This window comes from Dietzia sp. DQ12-76 (genome assembly GCF_014145045.1).
In the GTDB taxonomy this organism is placed as follows: Bacteria; Actinomycetota; Actinomycetes; order Mycobacteriales; family Mycobacteriaceae; genus Dietzia.
The window spans coordinates 1-12,533 of sequence record NZ_JAALDV010000047.1; the positions used below are offsets into that span (position 1 = coordinate 1).

General features: G+C 63.4%; 8 protein-coding genes and 1 pseudogene. 6 read left to right on the forward strand and 3 right to left on the reverse strand.

The genetic code is table 11. The features are described from left to right. Positions 1-180: 180 nt before the first annotated feature. The 6 genes from G6019_RS02465 to G6019_RS02490 all read left to right on the forward strand — a co-directional run bounded on the left by G6019_RS02465 (position 181) and on the right by G6019_RS02490 (position 10,087). Positions 181-717, forward strand: coding sequence for an NYN domain-containing protein (locus G6019_RS02465; protein ID WP_182613694.1), 537 nt, complete (start codon positions 181-183; stop codon positions 715-717). Next, entirely contained in the window at positions 714-2,660 is a 1,947-nt protein-coding gene (locus G6019_RS02470; protein WP_182613695.1) for an N-6 DNA methylase, read from the forward strand. The genes G6019_RS02465 and G6019_RS02470 overlap by 4 nt, the downstream gene beginning before the upstream one ends. Before the next feature lie 209 nt (positions 2,661-2,869). After that, a complete protein-coding gene (locus G6019_RS02475) occupies positions 2,870-4,441 on the forward strand; it encodes a type I restriction-modification system subunit M (protein WP_182613696.1) in 1,572 nt (523 codons plus the stop codon). Further along, entirely contained in the window at positions 4,438-5,973 is a 1,536-nt protein-coding gene (locus G6019_RS02480; RefSeq protein WP_182626973.1) for a type I restriction-modification system subunit M, read from the forward strand. Before G6019_RS02475 ends, G6019_RS02480 begins: the two co-directional genes overlap by 4 nt. Next, positions 5,970-7,148 carry a restriction endonuclease subunit S gene (locus G6019_RS02485; protein WP_182613600.1) on the forward strand — a complete coding sequence of 393 codons (1,179 nt, stop codon included), beginning with the start codon at positions 5,970-5,972 and terminating at the stop codon, positions 7,146-7,148. The genes G6019_RS02480 and G6019_RS02485 overlap by 4 nt, the downstream gene beginning before the upstream one ends. Then, entirely contained in the window at positions 7,148-10,087 is a 2,940-nt protein-coding gene (locus G6019_RS02490) for a type I restriction endonuclease subunit R (protein WP_182613599.1), read from the forward strand. Before G6019_RS02485 ends, G6019_RS02490 begins: the two co-directional genes overlap by 1 nt. 242 nt (positions 10,088-10,329) lie before the next feature. Here G6019_RS02490 and G6019_RS02495 read toward each other — a convergent pair whose 3' ends face one another. The 3 genes and pseudogenes from G6019_RS02495 to G6019_RS17185 form a co-directional block, all read right to left on the reverse strand. Continuing rightward, a complete protein-coding gene (locus G6019_RS02495; protein WP_182613604.1) occupies positions 10,330-11,142 on the reverse strand; it encodes a sucrase ferredoxin in 813 nt (270 codons plus the stop codon). 97 nt (positions 11,143-11,239) lie between these two features. Further along, a complete protein-coding gene (locus tag G6019_RS02500) occupies positions 11,240-12,454 on the reverse strand; it encodes a cupin domain-containing protein (protein WP_182613598.1) in 1,215 nt (404 codons plus the stop codon). Next, a pseudogene (locus G6019_RS17185) lies at positions 12,455-12,533 on the reverse strand (BatC protein); the annotation flags it as partial.

The following is a 12,533-nucleotide window of genomic DNA, read 5'->3' on the forward strand; positions in this document are numbered from 1 at the left end:
CCCGCCAATCGAAGCTGAGAGTCACAAGCGATAGTTGGCGGCACATCGTCCCGCAAGGGTGTACCCCAACGGGACGCCCGCCGACGCAGGCGCCAGGCACCAGTTCACGCCCGAAATTCTTTTCAACTGTTTTGCGGTTTTCACTTGCGCTACGCAGTCGGGCGGTCTACAGTCATAGCCATGAACAAAACAAGTACACAGAAACTGCAGCCGGCCAAGACCACCGCCCGCACGGATCACCACAAGACGCGCCCACCGGCACTACGAGGAAGGCGCCTGACACTGGTCGACATAGAGAACATCTCCGGTGGGTCGATCCGGACCCTCGCCGAAGCGAAATGGGCCCGGAGGATGCTCGACTCCACGCTCGGACTCCAACGCCAAGAACAGGTCATCGTCGGAGTGAGCAAGGCAGGAGCGATCCACACCTGGCCGGTCTGGAGCTCCGCCCGGATCGTCGTAGGAACCGGAATCGACGGCGCAGACCACGCCCTACTGAATGTCTTAAATAACGAGAACATCGCCGACCGATTCGACGAGGTCATCCTCGTCTCCGGAGATGGGATCTTCACCGACACCGTCGCCACCCTCGGCGGCCACGGCGTCAAGGTCACCGTCGTGGCACACCAGACCGCACTGGCCAAGAGACTGCAGATGGCCGCCTCGCAGACCGTGACCTTTACCCCACACCAGACCAACACCGAAGGTGCAGCATGAGCAGCCCGTCCCCCTCCCCAAAGTCCCTCGTCTCCTCGAGCGACATCGCTGACCTCGCCGGGGTGTCCCGCGCAGCAGTGAGCAACTGGCGCCGCCGCCACGACGACTTCCCGCCACAGGCCGCCGGCACCAAGACCAAGCCGCTCTACGCCTTGTCCCAGGTGCAGACATGGCTCACGAAGCAGGGCTACACCGTCGACCGGATTTCGACGGAAGCACAGGTCTGGACCGCGATGAACACACTTCGCGGCATCTACACGCCGGACCAGGCCGCCGACATCGTCGTCGCCCTCGCAGCCGAGCGGGCCCTGGGAGAAAACGTCCCCGAGCCACTCCGACTGTCATCTCTGAGGCTCCCGTCGGATTCCGACCAGAGCCGCATCCAGAAGCTCCGTGAATCGATCGATGCCGTTGACGAGTCCGAGTTGGCCTCGGTCGTGGACTTCGTCCTCGAGCGCACCGCCCGGGCCGAAGGCCGACATGGGAGTTGGTCTGGCGTCATCGGATCACGCACCAGCCAACTGCTGGCATCCGTGGCCTCAAACCATCCAGGCGGGGTTGTGTACGATCCTGCCTGTGGGATCGCGTCCGCTCTGATCCAGCTTGCTGACACCGGCAGCTTCGACAGCTATATAGGGCACGACATCAACGAGCGCGCACTCGCTGTCGCACAGGTCCGGGCCGCACTCCACAATGTGCCGCTCAATCTGACGCAGGGTGACACCCTCCATATCGACCCGGATCCCGAACTGCGGGCTGATGTCGTCATCGCCGAACCCCCCTTCAGCCTGCGACTAGACTACGACCTCCGTCTGACCGATCCCCGGTTCGTCTTCGGCGCACCGCCAGCCCATAACGCTGACACCGCCTGGCTTCAGCACGCCATCGCACACCTCACTGACACTGGACGCGCGTTCGTCATCACCCCCCACGGTGCGCTCTTCCGGGGCGCAGGAGAAGGACGGATCCGCGCAGAACTACTGCGTCAGGGCTGTGTCGAGACCATCGTTGGGCTGCCCGGTGGGATGGCCTCCAATACCTCCATCCAGCTCGCCCTGTGGGTGCTCCGACGCCCCAACAACGAGCAGTCGGACGTGCTACTCATCGACGCATCGGAAGTCGCAGACGCCGAAGCGCATGTCTCACAGTGGCTGAAAGCCCCCACCGCCCTGGCAGAAGTTCCGCATGTCCGGGTGTCGGTGGACGATCTGATCAACGATGACGCTCAGCTGACCCCGAAGCGTTGGCTCGCCACCGAGGAGCCTTCCGTCGACGAGGTGCACGCCGCCTACGCCGACTCCTCCACAGCGATCCGGGAAGCCACCCAGGTCCTGGTCGAAGAGTCCGGTCAGGTCACATTCGCACAGGACGCCCCCTCGCGAATCCTCACCGTCAAGGACCTCATCCGCGAGGGCGTCATCGAGCGCATACGGCATCGCGCACCTCGCGACGTCAACGATGACCTCAAGGCAGCAATGGTGGGAGCACGGGCAATCAAAACCCGCACCCTTCCCGACCCGCCCACAGCGGACCTGCTCGAGGACGGCATGGAGCTGACCCGACCGTCAGACATCCTGGTCATCACACAGCTCGACATCCGAGCCCTGGTCGACGACGACGGTGGGCACCTGCTGTCACCGGTCATCGAACTGCTTCGCGTCCTCAAGCCAGACGTCGTGGACCCCCACTACTTGGCGGCCATGCTCAGTGGATCCTGGAACACCCGGTTCCTCGCCGGCGGCACCATCCAGCGAGCCAAGATCATCGACCTCGAGATCCCCCTCATGCCGATGGACGACCAGCAACGCCTCGTCGCCGCGCTCGCGGAAGTCGCAAGATTCCGGAACGCTGCGCAGTCCATCACTGAGGCGAGCGAGATTCTCTCGTCCAGCCTCCTAGACGCCGTCCGCTTCAACATCAACCTCGACGCCACGGCGACCTAAGAGATAACGGCCAACCCTCGTGGGGCAGGTACGACAGACACCTTCCCCACGAGGGCAAAGTGCCGGACAGGACTCCATCGGGGTCTGACCCACCGGATACGTTACTGACAAAGCTCTCTTATCTAGGGCTCATCAGCCCCCGCGTTCAGCCCGCTAGCGCGGTGCCAAATGCCCTCGCCCGCCAATCACTTAGGACGGTAACGCCCACCATGACCGAAGACGAAGCCTTGGACTTAGCCAGGTCATACGCCGAGCCCACGGTGCCCATTTCATTGTCCGAATTGGAGAACTATCTGGCCAGGGCTGCGGACATGCTCCGAGGGAGCATCGATCAGGCGGACTTCAAGGCGTACATCTTCCCGCTGATGTTCTTCAAGCGGATCTCCGACGTCTACGCCGAAGAGTTCGCTCAGGCGCTCGCAGAGTCCGGTGGCGACTTCGATTTCGCCGAGTTTGACGAGAACCATCGCTTCGTCATCCCCGACGGCCACAGCTGGGAAGCGGTCCGCGAGCGGACCGAGAACATAGGCGCGGCGCTCCAGGCGGCGTTCCGTGAGATCGAGAACGCCAACCCCGACACCCTCTACGGGGTGTTCGGCTCCGCGAGTTGGACTAACAAGGAGAAGCTGCCCGACGCCAAACTCGCAGACCTCATCGAGCACTTCTCATCCAAGACCCTGTCAAACGCCGCAGTCGCCCCTGACGTGTTCGGCAACGCCTACGAGTACCTCATCAAGCGGTTCGCCGATCAGTCCAACAAGAAGGCCGGTGAGTACTACACCCCGCGCTCCGTGGTGGCGCTGCTGGTGAACATCCTCGACCCGCAGGAAGGCGAGAGCATCTACGACCCGGCCTGCGGCACCGGCGGCATGCTCATCGAGGTCATCAAGCACGTCGAGGAGGCCGGCGGCAACGCCAAGACCCTCCTCGGCAAGTTGTACGGCCAGGAGAAGGTGCTCACCACCTCGGCAATCGCCAAGATGAACCTGCTCTTGCACGGCATCGACGACTTCAATATCGCCAAGGGCGACACCCTCCGCGAACCGGCTTTCTTCACGGGGAGCCACCTCGCGCAGTTCGACTGCGTCGTCGCCAACCCGCCGTTCTCACTCAAGAAGTGGGGCCACGATCAGTGGGCAGACGACAAGTGGGGACGCAACAAGCTCGGCGGTGTCCCGCCGACGGGATACGCGGACTGGGCGTGGGTGCAGCACATGATCACATCCGCAACACCTGATGCGGGCCGGATCGCCGTCGTCCTCCCGCAGGGCGCACTGTTCCGCCAGGGGGCCGAAGCCAAGATCCGCACCCACGTCCTGAACTCTCGGAAGGTAGAGGCCGTCATCGGTCTAGGACCGAACCTCTTTTACGGCACCGGACTAGCGGCGTGCATCCTCGTCCTGCGCAATCAGAAGGACGAGAAACAGCGAGACCAGGTGCTGTTCATCAATGGCGAGAAGCTCTACCGGCGGGGCCGGAACCAGAACACGTTCGAGCCGGAACACGCCGAGACGATCCTCGCCGCCTACCGCGACTACCAAGACGTAGAGCACCTCGCCAAGGTCGCCACCATCGAAGAGATCAAGGCCAACAACTACAACCTCAACATCCCGCTGTACGTCCAGGCCGACACGGGCCGCGATGAGGTCTCGCTGGCCGATGCCCTGGCGAGACTGGAAACGGCGCAAGAGCGGGCTGCCCAGACCCGCGCCGAACTAGAAGATCAGCTCGCCAAGTGGGGTCTGTCCCCCGACCACATCGCCAAGGAGGTTTCGGCATGAGCACCCGCATCACCCAACGTGAGCTGGAGAACTACCTGTGGGACGCCGCGATCATCCTGCGCGGACTCATCGACGCCGGGGACTACAAGCAGTACATCTTCCCGCTGGTGTTCCTCAAGAGGCTCTCCGATGTCTATGACGAGGAGTTCGCCGAGGCCATGGCCGACTACGGTGACGAGGAATTGGCGGCTCTACCGGAGAACCACCGATTCGTCGTGCCGGACGGCTGCCACTGGGATGATATCCGCCAGGCCACCACGAACATCGGGACCGTCCTGCGCACCGCTATGCGCAGGATCGAGGATGCAAACCCAGACACCCTGCCGGGCGTCTTCGGGGACGGCGACTGGGGGAACAAGAACTTACTCCCAGATTCGACGATCTCCGAGCTGATCGAACACTTCTCCTCCCGCACGTTGTCCATTACCAACCTGCCCGAGGACGAACTCGGCAACGGGTACGAGTACCTGATCAAGAAGTTCGCCGACGACTCCGGCCACACCGCGCAGGAGTTCTACACCAACCGCACCCTGGTCCACCTAATGACCCAAATGCTGGAACCGGAATCTGGGGAGTCGGTCTATGACCCGACCTGCGGCACCGGCGGGATGCTCATCTCCGCTGCCGCCGAACTCAAACGTCAGCGGAAGGAATGGCGAAACCTGCGGCTGTATGGCCAGGAACGCAACTTTGGAACCTCCGCCATCGCACGGATGAACCTATTCCTCCACGGAATCATCGACGGTCGCATCGAACACGGCGACACCCTGGCCGAACCCAAACTCCTCGACGCCGACGGCAAGCTCCACCGTTTCGACGTGGTGCTTGCGAACCCGCCGTACTCCATCAAGAACTGGAACAGGGGCGCGTTCTCCTCCGACCCCTACGGACGGAACACGTGGGGCACCCCACCGCAGGGCCGCGCCGACTACGCCTTCTTCCAGCACATCGCGGCCAGCCTCGATCCCAAGTCCGGGCGAGCGGCGATCCTGTTCCCCCACGGTGTGCTGTTCCGCCGCGAGGAAGCCGCGTTGCGGAAGAAACTCATCAAGTCCGGCCTCGTCGAATGTGTGCTCGGCCTGGGCGCGGGCCTGTTTTACAACAGCCCGATGGAGGCTGTGGTCATCACGCTGCGTGCCAGCAAGCCGGAGGACCACACAGACAAGATCCTGTTCATCAACGCAGTCAACGAGGTGGCGCGGGAGCAGGCCCAATCGTTCCTCCGCGAGTCGCATCAGAAAAAGATCCTCGAGGCCTACCGAGGTTTTGCGGACGTCGAGGGGTTCGCCGCAGTAGTGGACCTCGACACGATCAAAGCCAACGACTACAGTCTGTCAATCCCGCTGTACGTGTCCGGCAGCGCCACCAACGGCGCGACTGTAGGCGATCCCGATTCCGAGGCCGTGAACCTAGCCGACGCCGTCACCGGATGGCGCGAAGCGTCACAGGCCGCCGACGAGGCGATCAACACTGTCCTCGACATGCTCCGGGCCGCTGTCGCGGCCGACGAGACTAATGAGGTGGAGTCATGATGCTCAGCTTGGACAAGTCCACCTGGCAGCGGGTGAAGTTCGGCGACGTTGTTACGAACGCCAATGTGAAGTCTGCGGACCCTGAAACTGATGGCATCGACCGCGTCATCGCGATGGAGCACCTCGATCCGGGCGAATTGGCGATCACCCGGTGGGGACCCCTGGACTCGGGAACCACGTTCACCCGACGTGTCTCCGCAGGGCAGACCCTCTTCGGCAAGCGTCGTGCCTACCAGCGAAAAGTCGCCTATGCCGAGTTCGACGCGATCTGCTCCGGCGACATCCTCACCTTCGAGGCGATCGCCGGGAAGCTCCTCCCCGAACTTCTTCCCTTCATCGTGCAGTCGGACCCCTTCTTCGAGAGGGCCGTCGGCACATCGGCTGGGTCGCTTTCACCTCGGACGAACTGGCGAGACTTGGCCAAGTTTGAGTTCGACCTGCCGCCCCTGGACGAGCAGAAGCGCATCTCCGACCTCCTTTGGGCATTGGAGCAATGCACACGAAGTGCTGCCGAATTAGCAGATCTTCTACAAGAGAATCTCTCGACTTGGGTAAATCGGGAGATAGCCTCCTCAGGCTGGAATGAGATACCAGTCGAGAATCTACTCGTTTCAGGTCCGACCAATGGACTTTCGGCACGAGCAAACGACCAGAAGATAGGACTCCCAACCCTATCGATCAGTGCCGTTCGCAGCGGAATTCTAAGTCCAAAGAACGCCGTCAAGTACGTCGACGTCGATCCCAAAAAGGCGGCAAAGTACACGATAAAGGATGGTGACGTATTCGTCGTAAGGGGAAATGGAAATAGGGGCTTGGTTGCCCAAAGCGGTATCGCCGCTGGCAACCTACCCAGTGGGTGCATTTTCCCTGACCTTCTTATCAGGCTGCGGTTTGACAGGGATAAAATTATCCCAGACTTCGCAGTGACGCAATGGAACAGCACACCGGCACATAACAGCCTGGTAAAGAAAGCAAAATCGACTAATGGAACATGGAAGGTGAACGGGAAAGACATCCGATCCCACACCCTTCGAGTTCCAAGTATCGATACACAGGACGAATTCCTGAAAGAAGTCAGCAGGTTCAAGAATTCTTTAACCTCCCTTGAGGGAGAGGCTACAACCCTGGCAGAGGCTAGAACATCCCTACTATCTTCAGTGTTTGGAGCTTTGTGATGCCGGTTTTCAGCGAGGCCAGTACCGTCCGCGATCTAATCCGGGACGTGGTCGCCCAGCTCAGCGCGACGTTCATCCCCGGCGCCGACCTGGACCGGGAGACCAAGGACGTGCTTCTTGCCGAATCTGTGCGGGCCGCATTGGCCCGGTTGAACCCGGACATCGCCGCCGACCCAGATAAGGCCGAACAGGTTCTGTACCAGCTCGAGGTCATCCTCAGAGAGGCCCGGCAGAACCCCCACCCGATTACCCAGAACGAAGAGTTCATGGAGTGGCTGCGTGGGGACAGGTCACTGCCACTGGGCAAGGACGACGAGCACGTCTCGATCAAGTTCTTCGACTTCGACGACCCCTCGGCGAACGAGTGGATCGTGTCCACCGAAGTGACCTTCGCCCGCAAGCAGGTGAGCAAACGGTTCGATGTCGTGCTGTGGTGCAACGGCTTCCCACTCATCGTGGGTGAGGCGAAGAACCCGACGCGCCCGTCAGAGTCCTGGCTCGACGGCGCAGCACAGATTCACGAGGACTACGAGCAAACCGTCGCACCGTTCTTCGTGCCCAACGTGCTGGTGTTCGCCACCGAGGGCAACGAACTGCGGTATGGCTCAGTCGGAATGCCAATCGAGAAGTGGGGCCCCTGGCGCGACGAGACCTCCACTGGTCAACAGCAGACTGGGATCGCGGCGGTCCAGGAAGGGGTGCGCGGTCTGCTCACGCCGGCCTCGGTGCTGGACTTCCTGCGGTTCTTCACCACGTTCGCCACCGACAATAAGCACCGCAAGATCAAGATCATCGCCCGGTTCCAGCAGTTCCAGGGCGCGACCGCGATCGTGGAGCGGGTCCGGGAGGGCACCGTCAAGACCGGCCTGATCTGGCACTTCCAGGGGTCGGGCAAGTCGCTGCTCATGCTGTTCGCCTCGCTCAAGCTCAAGGCGATGCCGGAGGCCAAGAACCCGACGATCTTGATCATCGTCGACCGCACCGACCTCGACGCCCAGATCACCGGCACGTTTAACGCCTCCGATGTGGCCGGGCTGGTGTCCACCGACTCCCGTGCGGAGCTCCAGGAGCTGCTGCGGGCCGGCGCACGCAAGATCATCGTCACGACGATCCAGAAGTTCCAGGAGGTCAAACTCGACGCCGTCCCGCCAGATGTGTGGGACGACCGGCACAACATCATTGCCCTGGTCGACGAGGCACACCGAACACAGGAGGGTCAGCTCGGTGCCCGGCTGCGGACGGCGCTGCCCAACGCCTTCCGGTTTGGCTTGACCGGTACGCCGATCAACAAGAGGGACCGCAACACTTTCGCACTGTTCGGCTACCCGGGCGATGAGGGCGGCTACCTCTCGAAGTACTCGTTCCAGGATTCGATCCGGGACGGTGCGACCCTGCCGCTGCATTTCGAGGTCCGTCCCTCGTCGATGAAGATCGACCAGGAGGCCATCGACGTCGCGTTCGACGAGCTGGCCGACTCAGAGGATCTGTCGGAGAAGGAGCGTGCAGACCTGTCCAAGCGGGCCGCGAGCATCGAGCGGCTCATCAAGGCCCCGAACCGCATCCAGATGATCGCCGAGGACATCGCGGAGCATTTCACTACTAAGGTGGAGCCGGAGGGGTTTAAGGCCCAGGTCGTGGCCTATGACAAGGAAGCGTGCGTGGCCTACAAGACCGCGCTCGACAAGATTCTCGACCCTGATATCTCGACGATCGTGATGTCCAAGAGCCGGGACAGCAAGCTCGAGTGGGCCAAGTGGGAGCCGACTCCGGACGAGCAGAAGGTGATCGTCGACCGGTTCAACGATCCGTCCGACCCACTTAAGATTCTGATCGTCACCGCTAAGCTGCTCACCGGGTTCGACGCGCCGATCCTGTACTGCCAGTACTTGGACAAGACACTTAAGGAGCACACGCTGCTCCAGGCCATCTGTCGCACGAACCGCGTGTATCCGCCGCGGAAGACACACGGTCTCATCGTCGACTATCTCGGTGTCTTCGACGACACGATGAAGTCACTAGACTTCGATGAGAAGAGTGTCCGGCGGGTCATCACCAATCTCGACGAGCTCGAAGGCCAGCTCGAACCGGCCATGCGTGACGCCCTTAGGTTCTTCCCCGGTGTGGACCGCACTATCCACGGATATGAGGGCCTCATCGCGGCGCAGCAGGCCATCGCCGACGATGAGACAAAAGACGAGTTCGCGGGCGCCTACAGCGTCGTGTCGCAACTATTCGAGGCCCTGAGCCCTCGTCCGGTGGTGAACCCCTACCGTGCGGACTTCGTGTGGCTCACCGATGTCTATCGGTCGGTGAAACCGCCAGACAACACTGGCCGGCTGCGGTGGATCGCGCTCGGGCCAAAGACTCTCGAGATCATCAACTCCAACATCCAGGTCGAGATCCCGGCAAAGACCGAGACGATTGTCCTCAACGCCGACACCATCGAGGACTACCTCAGCGGACACAGAAGCGACATCGACGCCGAGGAGATCGCGAAGGCCATCACCGCCCGAATCGCAAAGCATCGGGGCAACCCGAAGTTCGTCGCGCTCGGCAAGCGGCTCAACGCCTTGCGTGAGAAGTACTCCGACCTCCAGCAGGCGAATCTCGACTTCCTGCGTGAGCTCCTCGAGCTGGCCAAGGACACCGTGGCGGCGGAGAACGAGATCGAGGAACTACCTCCCGAGGAACTGGGCAAAGCCGCTCTCACCGAGCTATTCGAGGCGGTCAAGACCGAAGAGACTCCGATCATCGTCGAAAACGTCGTCCACGAGATCGACGAAGTCGTGCGCGCTACGAGGTTCACCGGTTGGCAGGGCACGCACGAAGGAGAGCGGGAGGTCCAGAAGGCGCTTCGGCGGACGCTCTACATCAAGTTCAAGATCCGCGATGCTGACGTCTTCGACAAGGCGTACTCCTACGTCCGCGAGTACTACTGAGACTGCGTCCGCCGATAATGTTGGGTTATGTCATCTCCGCAGTTCAGGCGTGCTCTGCAGTCCGCAACATCGGCGTTTGAGGAGGCAGGTGTTCGAGGCAAGTCACGCACTCCACACGTTGAACCCAACAATCCATCGCACTATAGACGGGTCGGTCTCGGCGATGCACTGTGCTCGTTGTGATTCGAGAATCGGGAACTTCACAGGCGGCCTATTGACTCATGGGGCACCCCGCTCGCCCGCTACTCGCCCCCGAAGATCTCCACCAACTCCCGCTCCTTCACCGGCCCGGCCGACCGCGCCTGACACATCGTGAAGATCGGCTCGGAGTAAGTCTCTCGCAACCGCACTTCGACCGAGCCGCGCGGACCCTCAAGAGTCACCTCCACCCGCCCGTCCGACTCGACGACATCCAACGGCGCGAAGGCGTCGATGCGGTCGTCCCCGAACGCCGCGCGGGCGTGATGCTGCGCGACCTGCACGGCCGCCGGGTAGCTGCTCCTCCCGCGCAGGAAGCGCGGCTCGACTCGGCCCTCGGTGTAGCGGGTGACGATGTCGGCCGGGTCGGCCGCCAGGTCGACGTGGCCGTAGTAGAGCCCGTGCGGGAGCAGGAGCATGGTGGCCGCAAAGCGGTCTCCGCCCAGGTGGGAGCACTCCCACGTCGCCTCTGGGTAGCGCTCGGCGATCAGCGACGTGGCTCGTCGTCCGCGGACAGCGCAACACTGGTCGTGCTTGCCATGCGCGCAGATAGCCACCAGCGGTTCGTCGCTCGGCGTGCCGGCGGAGCCGTCGAGGGGGATCTCGATATACCCGTCGGGGCCGGAGGCCTCTCCCCACTGCAGCGATTCCTGCCCGGGCCGGGCGTCGGCCATAGCCCATCGCCACCGTCGCTGGTCAGGTCGCTTGCCGGGTCGGCGGATCGCCGCAACCCGGATGTCGGCGGCCTGCACACGCTGGGCGATCTGCCGACCCAGCTCGGGCGGCAGCAGACTCGGGGACTCGAGCAACGCCGAATGCCCCCAGGGGCCGCAGAGCTCGAGCATGAGCCACCGCATTCCGCGCGAGCCCGAGCCCTCCATGGGGTCGCCGCGGCGCAGGGCGGCGTCGCTGCACGGTTCCCAGTCGGCTGGGCTGGTCACGCGGTCACCGCCCTCACAACGCCACCAGCACGGCCTCCCGCAGCAGCCGCCGGAGAACCACCAGTCCGTCCGCCTCGTCGAGGCCGGGCAGAGCTCCGGCCGTCACGGGATCCCCGGTCATCGCCGCACGCAGGGCCGGGGCGCAGATCGCGGGGAAGGAGATCGACTTGGTCGGTAGCCTCAGCACGACCGTGTCCGACCCACTCTCGTCGATCGAGCCGTTCAGCCCGTCGCGCCACCGCAGCGGGGTGTCGACGTGGAGCGAGTCGACCGCGTCGAGGGTGGCCAGCGGCCGGATTGCGGCAGGTCGGGTGAGGTCGAGGTACTTCTTCGCCAGCGAGTCACCGGTGAGATCGCTGAGCTGATCCTGCTTCTCGGCGATGAGCCGGGCCAGCACATCGAGCACCTCGCGGGCGTGCGGCTCGGCTCGAGCGGCGTCGGCCGGGGCGAGCCCGAACGGCAGCGACGCGCGCAACTCCTCCTCCGAGGCCAGCGCCTCGATCACGGCCCGTGCCATGTCGTGCCCGGTGAGAGGGGCCACGCCCACGGTGAGGTGGATGGAGGTGTCGCCCTGCGCCTCGGCGGAGTGGACCCAGCCGCGCGGCAGGTAGAGGCAGTCCCCCGGCTCGAGCACGGCGTCGATCACCGGCTCGTCCCTCGAACGCTCGGCGATCGCCTCGCGGTGGTCGGTCCAGGGCTGATCGGGGAGCGGATGACGGTGGACGGGCTCGTGCACGCGCCACCGCTTGGTGCCGGAGACCTGGAGCACAAAGACATCGTGGACGTCGTAGTGCGGATCGAACCCGCGATTCGCGGGCGGGGTGATGTAGGCGTTGGTCTGCACCGGGTGGCCGACATCCGAGGTCATGCCCCGGACGAAGTCGATGATCGGCGGCCAGAACCGGTGCAGTCCCTGCAACACGATCGTCGCCCCGGCGGCGAACTGCGTGAGCACGCCGTCGGGGTCGAGCTGATCGGCGATCTGCGCGCCGAAACCCGCCGACCGGGTGAAACACGCCCGGTCGACGAGCGTGCCCTCGCGAGCCATTCGCACGAAGGGTGTGCGCACCCCGCGTTCGGCGATGATCTCGTCGACCATCGCGGGCGAGAGCAGGTCAGTGAAGTCGCGTGGCAGTTCGGCCGCCCGGGTCAGCAGGGGCCGCTGACCCCAGACCCGGGCTGCGAACTCGTCCGCGCTGCACGCGACGCACCGGGAGAGTGCGCGCAATTACTGCGTGCCGTCGGCGCCGCCGTCTGCACCGTCCGGGTTGGAGCCGCCGTCGGCCGGGCCCTCGCCGGCGTCCGCG

Coding starts and splice junctions, on each gene's coding strand:
- G6019_RS02485 (WP_182613600.1), top strand. CDS start 5,970: ATGATGCTCAGCTTGGACAAGTCCACCTGGCAGCGGGTGAAGTTCGGC.
- G6019_RS02480 (WP_182626973.1), top strand. CDS start 4,438: ATGAGCACCCGCATCACCCAACGTGAGCTGGAGAACTACCTGTGGGAC.
- G6019_RS02495 (WP_182613604.1), bottom strand. CDS start 11,142: ATGCGGTGGCTCATGCTCGAGCTCTGCGGCCCCTGGGGGCATTCGGCG.
- G6019_RS02465 (WP_182613694.1), top strand. CDS start 181: ATGAACAAAACAAGTACACAGAAACTGCAGCCGGCCAAGACCACCGCC.
- G6019_RS02470 (WP_182613695.1), top strand. CDS start 714: ATGAGCAGCCCGTCCCCCTCCCCAAAGTCCCTCGTCTCCTCGAGCGAC.
- G6019_RS02490 (WP_182613599.1), top strand. CDS start 7,148: ATGCCGGTTTTCAGCGAGGCCAGTACCGTCCGCGATCTAATCCGGGAC.
- G6019_RS02475 (WP_182613696.1), top strand. CDS start 2,870: ATGACCGAAGACGAAGCCTTGGACTTAGCCAGGTCATACGCCGAGCCC.